This window comes from Streptosporangium sp. H16, from assembly GCF_051918855.1.
GTDB lineage: Bacteria > Actinomycetota > Actinomycetes > Streptosporangiales > Streptosporangiaceae > Streptosporangium.
The window spans coordinates 59,369-79,372 of sequence record NZ_JBPXMD010000008.1 but is presented as its reverse complement, the minus strand read 5'-3'; the positions used below and the strand labels follow the sequence as shown (position 1 = coordinate 79,372).

The 20,004-nt window shown below is 70.6% G+C and carries 15 protein-coding genes; 8 read left to right on the top strand and 7 right to left on the bottom strand.

Going from position 1 to position 20,004, the window contains the following annotated elements:
• Positions 1-90 precede the first annotated feature (90 nt).
• Positions 91-1,374, top strand: a complete 1,284-nt coding sequence (locus ACTOQ2_RS15550) for an adenylosuccinate synthase (RefSeq protein ID WP_440100278.1) — start codon at positions 91-93, stop codon at positions 1,372-1,374.
• 85 nt (positions 1,375-1,459) lie between these two features.
• Positions 1,460-2,386 (top strand): glycerophosphodiester phosphodiesterase family protein, encoded by a 927-nt coding sequence (locus ACTOQ2_RS15545; RefSeq protein ID WP_440100277.1) that lies wholly within the window; start codon positions 1,460-1,462, stop codon positions 2,384-2,386.
• Positions 2,387-2,410: 24 nt separating this feature from the next.
• Here the strand turns inward: ACTOQ2_RS15545 and corA are convergent, their stop codons facing one another.
• The gene (corA, locus tag ACTOQ2_RS15540) at positions 2,411-3,541 is read right to left on the bottom strand and encodes a magnesium/cobalt transporter CorA (protein WP_440100276.1); all 1,131 of its coding nucleotides are present in this window, start codon (positions 3,539-3,541) and stop codon (positions 2,411-2,413) included.
• Between the two features lie 417 nt (positions 3,542-3,958).
• On the opposite strand from corA, the gene purD reads away from it, so the two are divergent.
• From purD to ACTOQ2_RS15515, 5 genes are all read left to right on the top strand, one after another.
• Complete coding sequence (gene purD, locus ACTOQ2_RS15535) at positions 3,959-5,191, top strand: phosphoribosylamine--glycine ligase (RefSeq protein WP_440100275.1); 1,233 nt, start codon at positions 3,959-3,961, stop codon at positions 5,189-5,191.
• A gap of 122 nt (positions 5,192-5,313) precedes the next feature.
• Positions 5,314-6,348 (top strand): hypothetical protein, encoded by a 1,035-nt coding sequence (locus ACTOQ2_RS15530; protein WP_440100274.1) that lies wholly within the window; start codon positions 5,314-5,316, stop codon positions 6,346-6,348.
• Between the two features lie 309 nt (positions 6,349-6,657).
• Positions 6,658-7,926 (top strand): UDP-N-acetylglucosamine 1-carboxyvinyltransferase, encoded by a 1,269-nt coding sequence (gene murA, locus ACTOQ2_RS15525; protein ID WP_440067713.1) that lies wholly within the window; start codon positions 6,658-6,660, stop codon positions 7,924-7,926.
• A 225-nt stretch (positions 7,927-8,151) separates the two neighbouring features.
• The gene (locus tag ACTOQ2_RS15520; protein ID WP_344746819.1) at positions 8,152-9,441 is read left to right on the top strand and encodes a GTP cyclohydrolase IIa; all 1,290 of its coding nucleotides are present in this window, start codon (positions 8,152-8,154) and stop codon (positions 9,439-9,441) included.
• Positions 9,442-9,859: 418 nt separating this feature from the next.
• Positions 9,860-10,816, top strand: coding sequence for an EamA family transporter (locus ACTOQ2_RS15515; protein WP_440100273.1), 957 nt, complete (start codon positions 9,860-9,862; stop codon positions 10,814-10,816).
• A 146-nt stretch (positions 10,817-10,962) separates the two neighbouring features.
• Here the strand turns inward: ACTOQ2_RS15515 and hisC are convergent, their stop codons facing one another.
• Positions 10,963-12,024 (bottom strand): histidinol-phosphate transaminase, encoded by a 1,062-nt coding sequence (gene hisC, locus ACTOQ2_RS15510; protein ID WP_440100272.1) that lies wholly within the window; start codon positions 12,022-12,024, stop codon positions 10,963-10,965.
• 59 nt (positions 12,025-12,083) lie between these two features.
• Here hisC and ACTOQ2_RS15505 point away from each other — a divergent pair, with 59 nt between their 5' ends.
• Positions 12,084-12,710, top strand: coding sequence for a Uma2 family endonuclease (locus ACTOQ2_RS15505; RefSeq protein ID WP_440100271.1), 627 nt, complete (start codon positions 12,084-12,086; stop codon positions 12,708-12,710).
• Positions 12,711-12,816: 106 nt separating this feature from the next.
• On the opposite strand, the gene ACTOQ2_RS15500 is transcribed toward ACTOQ2_RS15505, so the two are convergent.
• From ACTOQ2_RS15500 to ACTOQ2_RS15480, 5 genes are all read right to left on the bottom strand, one after another.
• Entirely contained in the window at positions 12,817-13,485 is a 669-nt protein-coding gene (locus tag ACTOQ2_RS15500; protein WP_440100270.1) for an NUDIX hydrolase, read from the bottom strand.
• A gap of 19 nt (positions 13,486-13,504) precedes the next feature.
• Complete coding sequence (locus ACTOQ2_RS15495) at positions 13,505-15,349, bottom strand: DUF4434 domain-containing protein (RefSeq protein ID WP_440100269.1); 1,845 nt, start codon at positions 15,347-15,349, stop codon at positions 13,505-13,507.
• Between the two features lie 78 nt (positions 15,350-15,427).
• The gene (locus tag ACTOQ2_RS15490; RefSeq protein WP_440100268.1) at positions 15,428-16,516 is read right to left on the bottom strand and encodes a glycosyltransferase; all 1,089 of its coding nucleotides are present in this window, start codon (positions 16,514-16,516) and stop codon (positions 15,428-15,430) included.
• A gap of 19 nt (positions 16,517-16,535) precedes the next feature.
• The gene (locus ACTOQ2_RS15485) at positions 16,536-17,801 is read right to left on the bottom strand and encodes a nucleotide sugar dehydrogenase (RefSeq protein WP_440083771.1); all 1,266 of its coding nucleotides are present in this window, start codon (positions 17,799-17,801) and stop codon (positions 16,536-16,538) included.
• A gap of 129 nt (positions 17,802-17,930) precedes the next feature.
• Positions 17,931-19,790, bottom strand: coding sequence for a glycosyltransferase family 4 protein (locus ACTOQ2_RS15480; RefSeq protein ID WP_440100267.1), 1,860 nt, complete (start codon positions 19,788-19,790; stop codon positions 17,931-17,933).
• Positions 19,791-20,004: the final 214 nt, after the last annotated feature.

Below are 20,004 nucleotides of genomic sequence, written 5' to 3'. Positions count from 1 at the left end.
CATTTCGGACGCCGTCGGGTATTCTCTCCACGCAAGAGCCCCTGTCGCGATTGCGCCAGGGGTTTTCGTTTTTGTGGTGGGAGACTCACGATGCCGGCTGTCGTTCTCGTTGGTGCCCAGTGGGGCGATGAGGGCAAGGGTAAGGCGACCGACCTGCTTGGAGACCAGGTCGACTACGTCGTCAGATACCAGGGGGGCAACAACGCGGGCCATACGGTCGTCATCGGCGACCAGAAGTACGCGCTGCACCTGCTGCCCACGGGAGTGCTCTCCCCGAACGTCGTCCCCGTGATCGGCAACGGTGTCGTCATCGACCCGGGCGTGCTGCTGAGCGAGATCGACGGGCTCGAGGCCCGCGGGGTCTCCTCCGAGCGCCTGCTGATCTCCGCCAACGCGCACCTGATCATGCCCCACCACAAGGCCATCGACAAGGTCACCGAGCGCTACCTCGGCAAGGCCAAGATCGGCACGACCGGGCGCGGCATCGGCCCCGCGTACGGCGACAAGATCTACCGGATGGGCGTGCGAGTCCAGGACCTGCTGGACCCGGGCATCCTGCAGAAGAAGATCGAGGTCGCGCTGGGCGAGAAGAACCAGATCCTCACCAAGATCTACAACCGCCGGGCGATCGACGCGGGCAAGGTCCTGGAGGAGTATCTCGGCTACGCCGAGCGCCTCACGCCGCACATCGCCGACACCTCGCTGGTCCTCAACAGGGCGCTGGACGAGAACAAGGTCGTGCTGCTCGAGGGCGGGCAGGGCAACCTGCTCGACATCGACCACGGCACCTACCCCTTCGTCACCTCCTCCTCCCCGACGAGCGGCGGCGCCTGCTCCGGTTCCGGCATCCCGCCGACCCGGCTCACCGGCGTGATCGGCATCCTGAAGGCGTACACCACCCGCGTCGGCGCCGGCCCGTTCCCGACCGAGCTCGACGACGAGATGGGCGAGTGGCTGCGCACCACCGGCGGCGAGTACGGGGTGACCACCGGTCGCAACCGCCGCTGCGGCTGGTTCGACGCGGTCATCGCCCGCTACGCCACCCGGATCAACGGCGTCACCGACTACTTCCTCACCAAGCTGGACGTGCTGTCCGGCCTGGACACGATCCCCGTCTGCGTCGCCTACGAGGTCGACGGCGTCCGCCACGACGAGATCCCGATGACCCAGACCGACTTCCACCACGCCAAGCCGGTGTACGAGGAGTTCCCCGGCTGGAAGGAGGACATCACCGGTGCCCGGAGCTTCGAGGACCTGCCCGCCAACGCGCAGGCGTACGTGAAGGCCCTGGAGGAGATGAGCGGCGCCAGGATCTCGGCCGTCGGGGTCGGCCCCGGCCGTACCGAGACGCTCCAGATCCACTCGATGCTCTAGTTTCCGCCGGTACGGCCCGTGCCCGGCGTCGCCGAGGGGCGAGCCGTACCGGACGATCGGCGCTCGGGGTGGATAAGGTCCCTGTGTGCATGCCGAGATTCACGGTCACCGCGGCGCCCGCGGGCTCCGTCCCGAGAACACCCTGCCCGGCTTCGCCCACGCCCTCGAACTGGGTGTCGACGCGCTGGAGCTCGACGTCGCGCTGACGGCCGACCGGCGGCTGGTGCTCACCCACGATCTCACCGTGTCCCCGGTGACCAGCGCCGACGTCCGTCCCGCCTTCGCGGGCGACCCCGCCTTCCCGTACGTGGGCCGGCCCGTCGGCGCGCTCACGCTGGCGCAGCTGCGCACGCTGGAGTGCGGGGTACGGGTGCCGCGCCACCCCGACGACCGTTTCGCCCCGACCCAGGTGCCGGTGCCGAACACCCGGATGCCGACCCTGGGCTCCGTGCTGGGGCTGATGGACGCGTACGGCGCCGACGGGGTGCGGGTGCACGTGGAGCTGAAATCCGATCCGACCCGGCCCGACCTGAGCGCCGACCCCGCCGAGTTCACCGAGATGGTGGTCGCCGAACTCGACCGCCACCGCCGGCTCGACAGGGCGGCGATCCTCAGTTTCGACTGGCGCGTCCTGCGGATCGCCCGCTCGCTGGCCCCCGCGACCCTGCGGTACGCCCTGATCGAGCGCGCCACCATGGACAGTGTCTGGCTCGACGGCCTCCGCCTGGAGGACTTCGGCGGCGACGTCCCGGCCGCCGCGGCCGAGGCCGGGGGCACCACCCTCTCCCCCGAGCACGTGATGGTCGACCGGGAGTTCGCCCGGCTGGCCGAGAAGGCCGACCTGCCGCTGGCCGTGTGGACCGTCAACGACCCGGGGCGGGCCGCGGAGCTGCTCGACCTCGGGGCGGCCGCGATCGTCACCGACTATCCCGACCGGATGATCGCCCTGTGGGCCGGACGGGGCATGCGCGTCCCCAGGCCGATCACCCCCGCGCACCCCCTGAGCGCCTGAAGACCGGGGTGCGGAGCCGGGCGATCACATCCAGCCGTTGCGGCGGAAGCCCCGGTAGAGCAGTGTGCAGGCGATGACCATCACGCCGATCACCAGCGGGTAGCCGAACACGGAGTCGAGCTCGGGCATGTGCTCGAAGTTCATCCCGTAGATGCCGGCGATCATCGTGGGGACGGCCATGATGGCGACCCACGAGGAGATCTTCCGCATGTCCTCGTTGGCGAGCGCGTTGGAGCGGGCGAGCGCCGCCTGCAGTATGGAGTTGCAGAGCTCGTTGGACGACTCGACCTGCTCGCAGACGCGGGCGAGGTGGTCGACGACGTCGCGGAAGTACTCGCGCATCTCGGAGGGGATCATCCGGCGCTGGGCCAGCGTGGACATCGGCGACTGGAGCGGCATGACGGACCGCTTCATCTCGATCATCTCGCGCTTGAGGTTGTAGATCCGGCCGATGTCGCGGGCGCTGACGTCGGCGAAGACCATGGCCTCGACGTCCTCCAGCTCGGCCTGCATCCGGTCGGCCACGCTGAGGTACCTGTCGACGACGTGGTCGGCGATCGCGTGCAGCACCCCGGTGGGGCCCCGGTTGAGGAGCTTGGGCTTGTCCTCGAGGCGGGCGCGCACCTCCGAGAGGGGGCAGTGGCTGCCGTGGCGCACGGTCACCACGAAGTCGGGGCCGACGAACACCATGAGCTCGCCGGTGCCGATGATCTCGCTGGTGGCGGTCAGCACGTCGTGGTCGATGTAGGCGACGGTCTTCAGGACCACGAACACCGAGTCGCCGTAGCGCTCGACCTTGGGCCGCTGGTGAGCCTTGACGGCGTCCTCGACGGCGAGCGGGTGCAGGGCGAAGACCTCCGCCAGCCACTCGACCTCGGGGGCGTCGGGCTCGTGCAGGCCGACCCAGACGAAGGCGTTGCCTCCGCCGGAGCCCCCGTCGGCGGCGGCGTTGTGGGCGCGGACGATCTCCAGGGCGTCGGGGATGCCCAGGGCGTCGATCTTCTTGCCGCCGACGTAGGCGGCGTACTCGACGAGCGAGTCGCTCGGCGGGACGCAGACGCCGGTCATCCGCTCATGGAGCGAGACGGCGGGCGTGTGCGCGGCACGGATCGTACGGGTGTGCTTGATACGGGGAAAAAGAAGCGAGGAGCGCATGGCGAGCCTTTCCCGCCCAACCTGGCGGGATCCACACGCGATGCGATGTCACCCCCGGTGAGGGAGGTGATGCGTGTGGCGCCGATCGGGCACCGAGATGGGGTGGTCGAGGGTGCGCACAGCGGGCGTGCGCGAGCACGTACTGCTGGGATCGCCAGAGGACATCCCGAACCACCTCCAATCAGCAAGAGACACGCAAAGCCACCCAAAAGCTAACACGATCGGGGGTGTGTCTCTCAGCTTACTCCCAGGTTCAAGTGTTGATCATGCACAACCAGACAAAATTCACACGCCCTTTACGGCGCCTCTCTCGTGCATGGACACCCGGAGTTGTCCACAGGCTGTGGACAACTCCGCGGATCCCGGGAACGGGCGCGGCCCCGAGGGGCATGCCGCGAGGACGATAGGCTCTGACGAGTGCGCGTTCTTGTGATTGGATCCGGCGGGCGTGAGCATGCCCTGTGCCGGTCGCTGGCGGCGGACCCCCAGGTCACCGAGGTTCACTGTGCTCCCGGAAACGCGGGTATCGCGCAGGTCGCGACCCTGCACCCGGTGGCGCCGACCGACCCGGCCTCGGTCACCGGCCTGGCCGGGAGACTCCGGGCGGACCTGGTCGTGATCGGCCCCGAGGCACCCCTGGTCGCCGGGGTCGCCGACGCCGTCAGGGAGGCCGGGATCCCCTGTTTCGGGCCCTCGCGCGAGGCGGCGCTGATCGAGGGTTCCAAGGCCTTCGCCAAGGACGTCATGGTCGCGGCGGGCGTTCCCACCGGGCGGTCGCACACCTGCGTCACGCCCGAGGAGGTCGCCGCCGCGCTCGACGAGTTCGGCACGCCGTACGTGGTCAAGGACGACGGCCTGGCAGCCGGCAAGGGCGTGGTGGTCACCGGCGACCGCGACGAGGCGCTCCGGCACGCCGCCGCCTGCGGGCGGGTCGTGATCGAGGAGTTCCTCGACGGTCCCGAGGTGTCGCTGTTCGCGCTCTGTGACGGCTCCACCGCCGTGCCGCTCCAGCCCGCCCAGGACCACAAGCGCGCCTACGACGGCGACCAGGGCCCCAACACCGGCGGGATGGGCGCCTACACCCCGCTGCCGTGGGCGCCGGACGACCTCGCCGACCAGGTGATGGCCGAGACCGTCATGCCGACCGTGACCGAGCTGGCCAGGCGCGGCACGCCGTACACGGGGGTGCTGTACGTGGGGCTGGCCCTCACGTCCAAGGGCCCGAAGGTGATCGAGTTCAACGCCAGGTTCGGCGACCCGGAGACCCAGGTCGTGCTGGACCGGCTGGAGACGCCCCTCGCGGGCCTGCTGCTCGCCTGCGCGAACGGGACGCTCGACCGGTTCGGGCCGCTCTCCTACCGCGACGGCGCCGCGGTGACCGTGGTGATCGCCGCGGAGAACTACCCGGCGGAGCCGGTGAAGGGCGACGTGATTGAGGGGCTGTCCGACCCGGTCGAGGACGCCTACGTGCTGCACTCGGGCACCGCCCTCGACGGCGACCGGATCGTCTCCAACGGGGGCCGGGTGCTCAGCGTGGTCGGCACCGGGCCCGACGTCCCCGCCGCCCGGGCGGCGGCCTACGAGGCCGTGGAGCGCATCCGGATGCGCGGCTCGCACCACCGCACCGACATCGCGGGCCGCGGCGCCTGAACCCCGGTTTTCCGGGGAGGCGTAGCGCCTGATCGGCATGTCGCGGTAAGCCTGGGGCAGTCGGCAGTGTCCGTCCCAGGCCCGCCCCAGGCCCGCCCCAGGCCGCTCCCTTCGGAGGAACGATGTCGCTTGACCCCGCGATCCCCCCCGAGCGGATCGGCGACACCGGCGTGCTGCGCTGGCCCGGCACCTGGCGGGTGTACGTGGCCACCCGCAGCGAGGAGATCAGGGCGGACGCCGAGCGGGCCCTCACGATGCGCGACGAGGCGGGCCAGCTGGTCTCGGTGGGCGAGGGCATCGGCACGCACCTGGCCCGCGCGGAGACGTACGCGCGCAGCAGGCACGGCGTGCGGCGCTGGCTGACCGGCCAGGCCATCGAGGGCGCCTGGTCCAACGTCAACAGCGCGACCGTGATGCTGTACGGCGTGCTGCCGACGGCGGAGCTGTGCGGGCGGGGCCCGGAGGTGGCGGCGATCGGTCGGGCGTACCTGCCCGGCGACGACCCCCGGCTGGTCCACCTCCAGGCCAGGCTCGCGGCGGGGGACCTGGGGGAGAACGACAGACCGCTGATGCAGTCGGTGCTGCGGGCCGCGTACACCGCGCAGGCGATGGAGACCGGGCGGGTCCGCAGCTTCCGCAACCTGCTGCTCGGCGGGGTGGTCATGCTGAGCCTGATCGTGCTGGGCGTGGTGGTCATCGGCGCGATCTGGCCGAACGTCATCCCGATGTGCGGCAACCAGTCGGTGATCCGCACCCAGGGGCTGATGCCCGCCCAGATCTGCCCGACGGGCGGCCTGCAGCCCGGCCACGGCGACGTCCCGCTCGTGGCCCTGATCGGCATGCTGGGCGCGGCGCTGGCCACCGCGGCCTCGCTGTCGACCCGCTCGGAGCTGTCCACCCGCTACTCGCTGGCGGTCGTCCAGAACCTTCTCAAGGCGCCCGCGGGGGTGGCCACCTCGGTGCTCGGGCTGCTGATCCTGAACTCGGGCTTCGTGCCCGGTTTCGCGGGGCTGGGCTCGCAGCCCGCGATCCTGGTCTGGGCGATGGCGTTCGGGTACGGCCAGCAGGTCGTCACCCGCTTCGTGGACCAGAGGGCCGACAACCTCCTGTCGGCCGCCTCACCGCTCACCACCGCGGGCGGCACGAAGAGCAGATGACGCCCGCCCGCCAGGGCTGCGCCCCTCCATGTCCCACGGCCGCCGGACCATGAGATGATCTTCTGCGCGGTCCGGCCGCGGGCGGTGCCGGAGACATGGTCGAAGGGGCGCGGGGACACCGGGGAGCACGGGCGGGCGGGCCGCCGGCGCCCGCCGCCGCGAGGGCCGATGATTACCGGCGATCCGAGGGGTAGTTCCCCCCTGAAGTGGCCGTTTCAGGGGCATCCAACGGCTACTGTTGGCCGGATAAACCTCGGCTGCCGCCCCGCGCCACATGAATCACTCAAATCACTTCAAGGAGCATGACGCATGGTCCGTTACCGCGTGCGCGGTGGCAACCCACTTCGTGGAACCGCCTTCATCCAGGGCGCCAAGAACGCCGTGCTTCCCATGATCGGCGCGGCGCTGCTGGCGTCCAGAGGCCGGACGGTCCTGCGCAACGTCCCCATCATCGAGGACGTCCGCCGCGCGGTCGAGCTGGCCGAGACGGTCGGTGCCACGGTCGAGCTCCACGAGGCGGAGCGCACACTGGTGATCGACGCCTCGACGCTCAGCAGCCCGGTCCTGCCCGCCGAGATCGCCCGTCGCTTCCGCGGTTCCGTGTTGTTCGTGCCCGCCCTGCTGCACCGCCTCGGTGAGGCGATCATCGAGGGCGTGGGCGGCTGCAACCTGGGCAGCCGCAACCTCGACTTCCACTACCTGGGCTACAAGCGCCTGGGCGCGCTCGTGGACGAGGGCGACTCGGTCATCCACGTCAAGTCGGCGGGCCTCACCGGCGCCACCCTGTACCTGGACACCCCCTCGCACACCGGCACCGAGAACCTGATCATGGCCGCCGCCCTCGGGCGCGGCACCACCGTGATCGAGAACGCGGCGCTGGAGCCCGAGGTCCTCGACGTGATCGAGATGCTGACCCGGATGGGCGCGAGGATCAGCGGCGGCGGCACGGGGTTCATCACCGTGGAGGGCGTGGAGGAGCTCCAGGCCGTCGAGCACACCGTGATGCCGGACCGCCTCGACGCGGGCGTGTTCGCCATGGCCGCCGCCGTCACCGGCGGCGAGGTCAACCTGGTCGGCGCCGACCTGGACCACCTCGGCGTGGTCCGCTACAAGCTGGAGCAGATGGGGGTGGAGTTCGCCGACCACGGCGCGGTGCTCCACGTGCGCAGGGACCGCCCGCTGCGCCCGATCAACGTGATCACCGACACCTACCCCGGTTTCGCCACGGACCTGCAGTCGCCGATCATGACGGTCGCCTGCCTCGCCGACGGTGCCAGTTACATTCATGAACGCATCTTCGACGGGCGTTTCGCTCTGGCCTCAGAGCTGAACAAGATGGGCGCCGATATTGAAGTGAAAGAGAACAGCGCTGTCGTTCGCGGCGCCACTCCGCTCACCGGAACGCGAGTGACCGCACACGATCTGCGTTCGGGAATCGCGCTCGTGCTCGCGGGCCTGGCCGCCGAGGGGGAGACCGTGATCGAATCGGGATATCTCATCGACCGCGGGCACTCTTATCTGGCCGAGCGTATGCAGTCCCTGGGGGCCGATGTGCGACGAGAGATTTCAGCTTCATAATCAGCAGGTTTGAGACGCTCAAAAACCGCTCTGACCTGTGTAAACGATGCCAGTCATGGCTTTAACCCGGAAGTTGCTTCCGGAATTGGCCGCAAATCGGGCGTGACATTACGGCCCTCGCGAGCGATCGTTCCAAAAGAGAGCCGAAAACAAACGGACGGCATGATGGGACGAACATTGGTCGAGCGGGCCGAAGAAGCGCCACGAGTGTCACGCCCGGGTGCCATGACACCGGACCTCACTATCGGTGTGGTGGGCCCCCATGACCTCGTCGAACGGGTGATGTTGATGGGGCATGCGGCTGCCCCGTTACCCTGCCGCCTGGTGGCGGCGGCATACCGCGACGAGCAGGAGGCAGCCGACAAGGTCACCCGGCTGGGAGCCGGGGTGGACGCATGCCTGTTCGCCAGCCCGGTCCCCTACGACCTGGCCCGGCGATCGGGGGTGCTGACGATGCCCGCGACGTATGTCCAGCTCGGCGGCGCCGCGCTGATCGCCGCGCTGGCGAGGGCCGCGCTGGACGAGCGGATAGACCCGCGCAGGGTCAGCATCGATGTCCTGGGCAGAGCGGAGGTCGAGGAGGCGTACAACGATCTGAGCCTTCCCTCAGGGGATGTGCAGAGCCGCGACGAACCGGGCGCCACCGGTACGATCGCGGCCTTCCATGAACGCCTCGCCCGCCAGGGCAGCACGAGCGGGGCGCTCACCTGTCTGCCCGCGGTCGCCGACCGCCTCCAGACCGCGGGGGTGCCCGTGGTGAGGATCCGCCCCACCTCCGCCGCGGTGCGCACGGCGCTGCACACGGCGGCCCTGCTGGGCGCGCACCACAGGCTGGAGGAGTCGCAGCTCACCGTGGTCCTGGTGGAGGTGCCCACGCTGCGCGAGCCGGTCCGCCGGGCCGCGCCGCGCTACTGGCGCGACGAGCTCCGGCTGTCCCTGCACCGGTTGCTGGTGCAGGAGGCCAACCGGATCAACGCGTCGGTCACCGCGGTCGACGACCACAGCTACATGGTCACCGCGACCCGTGGTTCGGTCGCCGCGGCCACCGAGGGCTTCCGGGTCCTGCCGTTCGCCGCGCGGGTCCGCGACGAGCTGGGCCTGGCGGTCGAGGTGGGCGTCGGCATGGGCCGTACCACCCACGACGCCGAGTCGCACGCCAGGGCCGCGCTGGCGCGCACCCAGGCGGGCAAGCAGGCCCAGGGCTTCGCGGTCGACCGCGAGGGCAGGGCGCTGATCCCGGCGCCCAGGATGCCCCCTCAGGGCGCCGGACCGCTGAAGCCGAAGGGCGTGGAGGTCCTGGCCCGGCTGGCGGCCAAGCTGGAGGGTGGGGACACGGTGGTGGACGCGGAGGGCGCGGGCAAGATGCTCGGCGTCACCCCGCGCACGGCACGACGGTTGCTGCGCACGCTGGTAGACGAGGGACTCGCGTGGCCGCTTCCGCCGAACCGGACGCCGCAGCCGGGGCGCCCCCGGCAGCTGTACCGGCTGATCGTGGAGAAGCTCGGCACCCGCTGAGCCCCGCGCACGGTCTGCACCGACCTGGAGGCTTCCGCCGCGCCCGGACGGCGGAACCTCCCAGGTCACGGCGCGCCGGGCCCGGCGTGACCCGTCGGCTCGCGGTGTGTTCGCCGCGGCCTGTTCACCACGGCCCGCCCGGTCCGGCGTGTTCACCGTGGCTTGTTCATTCCGGCCTGTTTATTTTGGTCTGTTCACCGGACCTGTTCACAGGATCCGTTCATTCCGGCCCGGCCATTACAGCTCGCCCGTCCCGGTACGGCGAGGATCCCCGGGCCGCGATTCCCCGGAGCGCGCTCCGCCGGATCCGGCCGGACGCGGTGCCGCGGAACCCGGCCGGTCACGGTCCGTCCCGCAGGATCTCAAGGTCCGAAACACGCGAGCGTATTGTCGGTTTCAGCCGCTATTGTCATGAGCTATGGGTCAAGACAGTACTGACAGCCGCAAGGCGCTCCTCGTCTGGGGGGCGCTGGCGATCGTTTACGTGGTGTGGGGTTCCACGTACCTGGCGATCATGATCACGATCGAGACGATCCCGCCGCTGCTCAGCGGGGCTGTCCGCTTCGTCACGGCCGCGCTCGTCCTCGGCACCGCGGTGTACCTGCTGAAGGGCCGGGACGCCTTCCGGATGACCTGGAAGCAGGCCGGCGGGGCGGCCCTGGTCGGCCTGCTGCTGCTGAACGGCGGTAACGGCATGGTCGCCGTGGCCGAGCAGCACATCTCCAGCGGCCTGGCGGCGCTGCTGGTGGCCTCGACGCCGCTCTGGCTGGTCATCTTCAGGGTCCTGTTCAGGGACCGGCCGCGGGCGCTGACGCTCGTCGGGGTGCTCATCGGGTTCGGCGGCGTGGCGGTGCTGTCGCTGGGCGGCGGGAGCAACGCGGCCGACGGCGCCGGAATCACGATCATCCTGCTGGCGTCGCTGTCGTGGGCGGCCGGTTCGTTCCTGGCGTCCCGCATCCCGATGCCCGCGAACCCCTTCTCCGCGAGCGCCGTCGAGATGGCGGCGGGTGGCGTCGGGCTCGCCCTCACCGCCGCCGTGATGGGCGAGCGCCTCGACGTCGCCGCCGTCTCCGCGCGGTCGTGGACCGCGCTGGCCTACCTGATCGTGATCGGGTCGCTGGTCGCCTTCACGGCGTACGTGTGGCTGCTGGGAAACGCGCCGATCTCGCTGATCTCCACCTACGCCTACGTCAACCCGGTCGTGGCGGTCGTGCTGGGCGCCCTCGTGCTGAGCGAGCCGGTCACCGGCTCGATGATCGCCGCCGGCGTGGTGATCGTCATCGGCGTGGCCCTGGTGGTCTCCACCGAACGGCGCGGGAAGCCGGAGCCCGCACCGGAGACGAAGCCGGAGCCCGCGGCCGTCTCGACCGTGTAGCCCGCGGCCGTCCAGGCCGCGGGCGCCCTGCGCGAAGGCGGTCCGGCGCGAAGGTCGCCGGAGCGGGGGACGGCCCGGCGCGGGCGTGCCGGAGTGGGGGACGGCCGGGCCGACGGGCCAGGGCGGTTCAGGCGGTTCGGGGCGGGTCAGGCGCTCCGGAAGGCCGACGCGGCGGCCAGGAAGGTGTCGTTGGCCTCGGGGTCGCCGATGGAGACGCGGGCGCCCTCCCCGGCGAAGGCCCGCACCGCGACGCCCTCGGTCGCGCACGCCCCGGCGAAGTCGAGCGTGCGCTCCCCCAGCCGGAGCCAGACGAAGTTGGCCTCGCTCACCGGCACCTCCCAGCCCTGGGCGATCAGCGCCTCGCGGACCCGGTCGCGCTCCTTGACCACGGCGTCGACCCGCTCCATCAGCTCGTCCTCGGCGGCCAGCGAGGCGACCGCGGCGGCCTGGGCGAGGTGGTTGACCGCGAACGGCACGATCGTCTTACGGACGGCGGACGCCACCGGCTCGTCGGCGATCAGGTAGCCCACCCGGAGCCCGGCCAGGCCGTACGCCTTGGAGAAGGTCCGCAGCACGGCCACGTTCGGCCGGTCGCGGTAGATGGTGAGCCCGTCGGTGACCCCGGCGTCCCTGACGTACTCGCGGTAGGCCTCGTCGAGCACGACGAGCACGCTCTCGGGCACCCGGTCGAGGAAGGCCTCCAACTCGGCCGCGTGCACGACCGTGCCGGTGGGGTTGTTCGGGTTGCAAACGAAGATCATGCGGGTGTGCGAGGTGATCGCGTCGGCCATGGCCTCCAGGTGGTGCGTCTCCCCCAGCAGCGGGACCCGCACCGAGGTCGCCCCCGCCAGATCGGCCAGGAGCGGGTACGCCTCGAAGGACCGCCAGGCGTAGATCACCTCGGCGCCCGGCTCGCTCACGGTCTCGAAGAGCTGCTGGGCCACCGTCACCGAGCCCGCGCCGAGGGCGACGTGCTCGGCCGGGACGCCGTACCTCTCGGCGATCGCCCCGGTCAGCTCCGTGGCCGCCGGGTCGGGGTAGCGGTGCATCTGGGTCGCCGCCCTGGCGACCGCCTCCACCACCGAGGGCAGCGGCTCGTAGGGGCATTCGTTCGAGGAGAGCTTGTAGGACCGGCCGTCGGCGGACACCACGGCCTTGCCCGCCCGGTAGGCGGGCATCGTGTCCAGGATCGCGCGGAAACGAGGCATGGCCTTACCTTATGAGCAGCGGGCGGATGGGGCATCCTGTAACACTGGAGGTGAGAGGCATGCCCGACCGGAAGGACGACATGAGCATCGCACCGCTGGCCGACATCGAGCCCATTCCCGACTGGGCAATTCCTCCCGTAGAGGGCTTCACCGCCGATGACCTCGATCGGCTTCCGGGGATCCCCCCTCACACGGAACTCATCGATGGCACTCTCGTGTTCGTGAGCCCCCAGACCCGTTTTCACGCTCTCGTGCTGTTCCTCCTGCACAAAGAGCTTGATCGGACGGTTCCCGCCCATCTCCGGGTGGAGCAAGAGATGACAGTGAAGCTGGGGCGACGTCAACGACCGGAGCCCGACCTGGTGCTCCTCCACGCGCACGCGCCCTCCGACATGGCACGGACCTTCTACGAGGCGGCGGACGTGCTGCTCGCCGTCGAGGTCGTCTCCGAGGAGTCCGAGGAACGCGACCGCAACCGCAAGCCCCAGATGTACGCCGAGGCCGGCATCCCCCACTTCTGGCGGGTCGAAAACATCGAGGGCCGCCCCAGCGTCCACGTCTATGAGCTGAACCCGGTGACGAGGGCATACGCGCTCACCGGTGTCCATCAGAATCGGCTGAAGCTCAGTCTCCCCTATGACATCGACATCGATCTGACTGATATCAGCAACCCGCGCGGTCGATAGCCAAGGCGGAGGACCGCGCCGGTGGAAGCCCTGATCGATGACCCGCCGGTGCTCCTGGAAAACGAGGCGAGCGCGGTGCGACCAGCCCCACGGCGGGAGCTCCCGGCTACTCCTTCAGGGAGCGGAGCATCGGGGGATGCAGCGCCACGGCGGGGCCGCGGCGGTAGAGCTTGGCGGGGCGGCCGCCGTCGCGGGTGGTGGTGCCGCCGGTGGGCACCAGGAAGCCCTCGGCCTTGGTGACCTTCCGGTGGAAGTTGCGCGGGTCGAGGGGGCGGCCCCAGACGATCTCGTAGACCCGGCGCAGCTCGGCGACGGTGAACTCCGGCGGGCAGAAGGCCGCGCCCAGCGGGGTGTACTCCAGCTTGGCGCGGGCCCGCTCGATCCCGTCGATCATGATGCGCCGGTGGTCGAAGGCCATCTCGCGCAGCAGCGCGGAGACCGGCTGCCAGCTCATGTGCGCCTCGGTGGAGGTCGGCAGGTGCGGGGCCAGACCGAGGTAGGCCACGCTCAGCACGCGCTGGCGCGGGTCGCGGTCGGGGTAGCCGTAGGTCTGGAGCTGCTCCAGGTGCACAGGGGCGCCCGGCAGGCCCGCCCGTTCCGCGAGGACCCGGGCCGCGGCCGCGGGCAGGTCCTCGTCGAGCTGGATGAAGCCGCCTGACAGGGCCCAGCGTCCCTCGTACGGCGGGTTGTCACGCCGCCAGACGAGCGCGCTCAGCACCTGGCGGCGCACCGTGAGGACGACAAGGTCCACGCTGACGGGAATGCGCGGCACCATGGCAGGCACGTTACACCGGTCAGACCCGCACGCGGACGTGCAGCGGCTCGGTGGCGGCGCGTCCGTCGGCCGCCGCGACCGAGACCTGGACCCAGGTGTCGTCCGGCACCCTGGACCAGTCGAACGGGATCCACGCCGTGCTCATCCGTACCGGCAGGTCCGGCGGCGGCGCGGTCAGGTTCACCCCGGCCACGTCGACGACGTGGGGCTCCTCCTGGCCCTTCCAGGTGAGCGTGATCTTGGAGCCCATGGGGATGTTGTAGCCGCGGATCTCCACGCCGTCCTGGATGTCACGCGGCATGCGGATCGCGTCGGCCGCGATGGGCCGGTCGTGGTCGCGGGCGATCTCCTCGGCGAGGGACGGGGAGCCGCAGGTGTAGAAGTCGCTCCACATGTAGGAGACGATCTTGGAGACGTAGCGCCCGACCTGCGCCACGGCCGTGTCGAGCCGCTCCTTGTCGGTGCGCCCCCGCTCGGAACCCGCGGCGCACCGCTCCTCGCCGGTCGGCTCGAAGGCCTCGACGTTGGCCCAGAGCTGCACGTTGAAGCCCTGCTCGATCATCCTGGTCCTGGCCAGGGACATCTCGCGGTAGTAGTCGCGGGTCGAGCCGTGGTACGCGTCGCCGTTGGTCTTCTCGTCGACGACCGAGCGCAGCCGCTCGTCGACCTCGTCCTCGCGCTGGTCGGGCCAGAACAGCCCGACCTTGCCCGTGCCCCGGCTGTCCTGCGGGGCGATGATCCCGACGCCGGTCCTGACGAGGGCCTCGAAGCCCTTGGCGACCTGCTTGGGGGTGGCGCTGAACGGCCGTTCCTTGCGCGCGTCGAGATAGGGGCTGACGAGGACGGGCCTGCCGGGCATCTCCTGCTCGACGATCTCGTGCTGCGAGGCGTAGACCCTGAGCGTCGGGTGGTCGGCCTCGGGGTCCCCGATGTACTTCATCTCGCGCATCTGCAGCTCGAACGGCTGGTAGAAACCGCCCAGCGACTCCCGGTCCTGGAAGCGCGCCCCGTAGTCCTGCATGATCCGCCGGGTGAGCGTGGTGAGCGTGTCCGTGCCCTGCTTGGCGGCCCTGGTCTTCTGCGCCGGGTCGCGGGGAGCGAGCGGCAGCGCGGGGTAGACCTTCACCCCGAACCGGTCACCGAGGTCGAGCAGCTCGGTGAGGCTGTCCTCGTGCGCGGCCGCGACCAGGATCACGTGGTAGCCGCGTCCCTTGGCCCGGATGTTCGCGCAGCTCGCGTCGTCGGTGCCGTCGTCGGTGGCGACGATCCGGTAGAAGACGGTCTTATCCGTGACGATCTTCCGCTCGAACTCGGGGCAGCGGAACAGGTCGGGGCCGAACGCCTCGTCGGTGCGGTAGACGAACGTCCAGCTCACCCGGTTGCCGGGGTTGGCGGCCTTGAGGTCGTTCTCCGCCGCCAGCGCGCACGGCACCCCGTCCTCCTCGCACGGCTCGTAGCGGGCGTCGACGTTCCCATCGCCGTCGAGGATCCGGCCGTCGTCGTCGACGTTGCGCGCCTGCAGACCCCAGCCGATCCGGATCACCGTGTCGCCGCCCACCTCGTGGATCGCGCCGAACTGCCGGCGCCAGGTGCAGTGGTCGGCGGTCGGGACCAGCCAGTAGCCGGTGATCGCGTACGGCCAGCGCATCGTCGTGTCGAACGTTCCACACGGGTCGGTGAACTCGGTCACCTCCGGCACCGGGACCGAGGGGGAGGCGAAGGACGAGGAGGGCGAAGGTGAGGGCGACGCCGCGAGCGACGAGCTCCCCGCCGTCGGGGAGCCGTTCCCCGTGGGGGTGGTCACCACGAACGCAGCCACCCCTGCGAGGATCGCCACGCCCAGGAAAGCGATGAGCCAGCGCACGTTCAGGACACTACCGTTCTTGTGATCAGGCAGACATAAGGAGCCAGGCGAGAACCACGGCCCCCGCCGTACCGGAGATCAGCTCTTGACGCCCGCCCACGCCTCCAGCTGCGAGACGAAACGGCGGGCCGAGTTGGGCCAGTGGTGGTTCGCACGAGCCGCCGCATACCCTCGGGCGCCCCGGCCATACCGCTCCCTGGCGTCGTCTCGCAGGAAGAGCACCGCCTGTGCCACGGCCTTGGGATCCTGCCAGGGCACGACGATGCCGCTGTCGTAGCGTTCGACCAGCTCCACCGCGCGAGGCGAGGGGGTGGTGATCACCGGGATGCCGTGTGCCATGTACTCCACGATCTTCGTGGGCATGGAGTGCCGGTAGTTGGGCTCGTCGTGCAGCAGGGAGAGCCCCGCCAGCGCGCCGTCGAGCCGCTTGAGAGCCTCGTCGTTCGGCATGAAGTCGCGCCACTCCAGCACGCCCTCCGCGACCGCCTCGTTCAGCGTCGGCCGCGACTGCGGGTCGGCGTAGCCGATCAGCTCGACCGCCACCCGGTACGGCTGGAGCAGCCGGGCCACCTCGATGGCCTCGCGCACCCCGCGCGCGCCCGACAGCCAGCCGAGGTAGACGACCCGGTCGTCACCCGGCGGGGTCACCTCGTCGGGCACCCAGGTCTCGTTGGGCACCACCAGGTGGGTCTGGCGGAACCGTCCGGCGTAGGCGGTCTCGGCGAGCAGCAGGTGCAGGTGCCGCTCGGCCGTGCCTTCGAGCAGGCGGGCCAGGAACCGCACCGGCGGGCGCAGGAACGCGGGCAGCCAGGGCTTCAGCGACAGCGTCGCCGGGGTGTCCTCGTGGACGTCCCAGACCACCGGTGGCCGCTTGCGCATGCCCACCACCGCGAGCAGCAGCTCCGGGTCGTGGATGACCACGAGGTCGACCTGCCCGCGCATGCGCTTGAACACCTTGCGCGCGGCGCGCACGGCCGCGAGCCGCTTGCGCTCGGCGGCGCGGGGGAGGTCGACGCCGTTCACCCAGGAGCGGGCCATCACGCCCCGCGCCGTGTACGGGGCCGCATACGTGACCTCATGACCGGCGTCCACGAGCGCGCGGATCTGCCGGTGCAGGATCCGGGCGTCCTCGGGGTGATGCACCACCGTCATGACGAGCACGTGCACTGCGCGCAGCCCTCCGTCGCTAGAGCCGCTCGACGCGTTCACCCTCGGCGAGCACGCCTCGGGTGTCGAGCACGAGCTTGCCTTGGTCCTCGACGATCGACAGGTCGAAGGCGGCGTGCTGCTGCAGCAGCAGCGTCACGTCGGCTTCGGCCACTGCCGTGGCGAGGTCTTCCTCACGCGGCACCTCGACGTCGTCGACGCGCCATTCCTTGACGTACGGGTCGGCGAAGACGAGTTCCGCGCCCAGTTCCAGCAGCGCCCGCGCGACCGGCAGGGCCGGGGTCTCGCGCTCGTCGGCGATGTCGGGCTTGTACGTGACACCGAGCAGCAGCACCTTCGAGCCGTTGACGGGCTTGCGCTGCCGGTTGAGCAGGCGCTGCACGCGGGCCACCACGTACGACGGCATCCGCTCGTTGATCTCCTGGGCCAGCTCGACGAAGCGGAACGGGTAGCCCAGCTTGCGCACCGTGTAGGAGAGGTAGGACGGGTCGACCGGGATGCAGTGCCCGCCGACGCCGGGCCCGGGGAGGAACTTCTGGAACCCGAACGGCTTGGTGGCAGCGGCCTCGATCGACTCCCAGAGGTCGACACCGAGCTCGTCGCAGAAGATCGCCATCTCGTTGACGAGGGCGATGTTGACGTGGCGGTAGGTGTTCTCCAGGAGCTTGGCCATCTCGGCCTCGCGGGTGCCGCTGACCGGCACGACCTGCTCGATGAACTGCGAGTAGAACCCGACCGCGCGGTCCTTGCAGGCCGGGGTGTAGCCGCCGACGACCTTCGGGGTGTTGCGCAGGCCGTACTTGGGGTTGCCCGGGTCGATGCGCTCGGGCGAGAAGGCGAGGTGGAAGTCGGTGCCCGCGGCCAGGCCCGAGCCCTTCTCCAGGATGGGCCGCGCGACCTCGTCGGTGGTGCCGGGCCAGGTGGTGGACTCCAGGACCACCAGCGAGCCGGCCCGCAGGTTGCGGGCGACGGTGCCGGTGGCACCCTCGACCGCCGACAGGTCGGGGCGGTGGTCCTCGTCCAGCGGGGTCGGCACGCAGATGACGATGGTCCGGCTGTCGGCCAGGACCGATTCGTCCAGCGTGGCGGTGAAGCCCCCCGCCAGCATGTGCTCAAGGTCGGCGTCGGTCAGGTCGTCGATGTAGGACGTGCCCGCGTTGAGGGCCTCGACCTTGACGGGGTCGACCTCGAAGCCGACGACCCGCAGACCAGCCGCCGTGGCCTCCTTGGCCAGGGGCATGCCGACGTAGCCCAGACCGATGATGGCCAGGTCGTAGGCAGTCACTGGATGACCTTGGAACGCCGGAAACAACACTTCATGGTCGCAAAGGCTATCTCAAGTCCGAACGAGCTACGCCTAATGCGATTGAACGCATCGCAAACGACTGGGATCCCCGTTACCAACACGAGACCATCATCCAGCAATCGATCGGTAAATATCACGGTAAGTCTCCGCGATGCGGCTCCACGTACGCTTCGCCGCCACCTCGGCCCGTCCGGCCTCACCCATCTCGGCCCTTCGCTCCGGATCGTCACGCAGCCCGGCGATCGCCTTGGCCAGTGCCTCGGGGTCTCCCGGGGGCACCAGAAGCCCGGCCCCTTCGGAGCCCACGAGCTCGGAGAGGGCGGGCAGGTCGCTCAGCACGACCGGCTTGCCGAGAGCCATCGCCTCGACGGGTTTCAATGGCGTAACGAGTCGGCAGACGCGCAGGTCCTCACGCGGGCAGACGAAGATGTCGATCGCCGCCTGCGCCTGCAGGGCCTCGTCGGGGCCGACCCGTCCCGGCAGGATCGCGATGTCGCCCAGTCCCAGCTCCTCGACCTGTTCGAGCAGCGCCGCCCGCTCCACGCCGTCGCCGACGAGCAGCACCCTGACCGGCGCGCCCTCGTCCCGCAGGAGCGCAGCCGCGTTGATCATGGTGGCGAAGCCCTCGTAGGCCACGATGCTCGACACCGAGCCCATCACGATCTCGCCGGGCTCGATGCCGTACGCGGCGCGGAACGCCGCGCCGTCGTACTCGGCGCTGAGCAGCGAGTCGTCCACCGCGTTCGGCGCGAGATAGATCTTCTCCCTCGGCACCCCGCGCTCGACGATCTCGGTGGCCATGGTCTCCGCGAGGGTGACCACGGCGTCGGCGGAGCGCATGATGAACGCCTCGCGGTCGCGCTGGAGCACGTGCCGCTGGCTGCCGATGCGCTTGGGGTCGCGGGAGGCCCAGGTCTCCTCCAGGAAGCCCCGCACCTCGTAGACCATCGGCGTGCCGGTGCGCTCGCGCACGGCCAGCGCCACCGATCCGTTGCGGTGGTCGGTCGCTGCGTGCAGCACCTGCGGTCGCAGGGTCCTGACCAGCTCGGTCACCTCTCCGGCGCCGCGGATCATCCGCCCGTGGCTCTCGAAGGGCACTTCGCCGCTCGGGATCAGCCGGTGGTAGGGGATGCCGTCGATCTCCTCGTACGGCGTCGCGTCGGCGTGCCCCTGCATCATCGGCCAGCCCCAGCTGGTCACGACGTGCGGGTCGAGCCCGGCGGCCTTCTGCGAGGTGACGATGCGGTGGGTGCGGACGGTGTATCCGGCCTGCGTGTACGGCAGCGCGTTGGTCACGCAGTGCAGCACCCGGCCCTGGAACCGCTCACCCACGATCACCTTCGCCTTGGGCGGGATCGGGTTCGGCTGGATCGCGGCCAGCTCACCGACGTAGTAGGCGTACCGGCGCTTGATGAAGGGATAGCGCGTGTGGGCCTGCAGCACCGCGGCGGCCTCGCTCATCCGGCCGGAGTCGAAGTGCTCCTTCGCCTCGCTCCACGGGCCCTTCACCAGGCGCATGCCGAGCTTGCGTACGACGATCTTGGCGCGCCGCGCGACGGGCCAGGCGAACCGGCCCACGACGGGGCGGACACTCGGCGGGAGCGTCTCGGCCGCCGCCTGCGCCACGCGTACCGGGTCGGACTTCACCTTGGTCGCCACGACCCGGGAGACGATGACCGGGTGCTGGACGAAGCCCTTGATCAGCCCGCGCAGTCCCGCTCTGGCCGACTTCGCCGACACCGGGGCCGCCGGAGGCGTGGACGACGCCGGGAGCGACGCGGGGACCTTCTCCTCGTCCTCGTCCGAGGGCCTCGCCGTGACCGCGGGCATGTCGGAGACCGGGACCGCGTCCGGGCTTCCGGCCGTGTCCGCGGCGGGAACCGGGTCCGCGGCAGGAGCCGGGGTCGTGTCCGCGGCCGGGGGCGTCTCCGCGCTCGGCGGTGGCGGCGGCTCCGTGGGCGTGTCCACAGCGGGCTCCTCCACGACCGGAGTCGTCTCCAGGACGGAGGGTGCCTCCGGCTCGGAGGGTGCCTCCGACGCAGCGGGTGTCTCCGGCTGGGAAGGTGTCTTCGGCGCCGCAGGTGTCTCGGACAGCTCCGGACTCGGAGGCGTCACCGGCTCCGCGGACGCGGAAGGCCCGGCGGGCGGAGGGGTCACCGAAGAGGAGGGCTCGGCGGCGGGG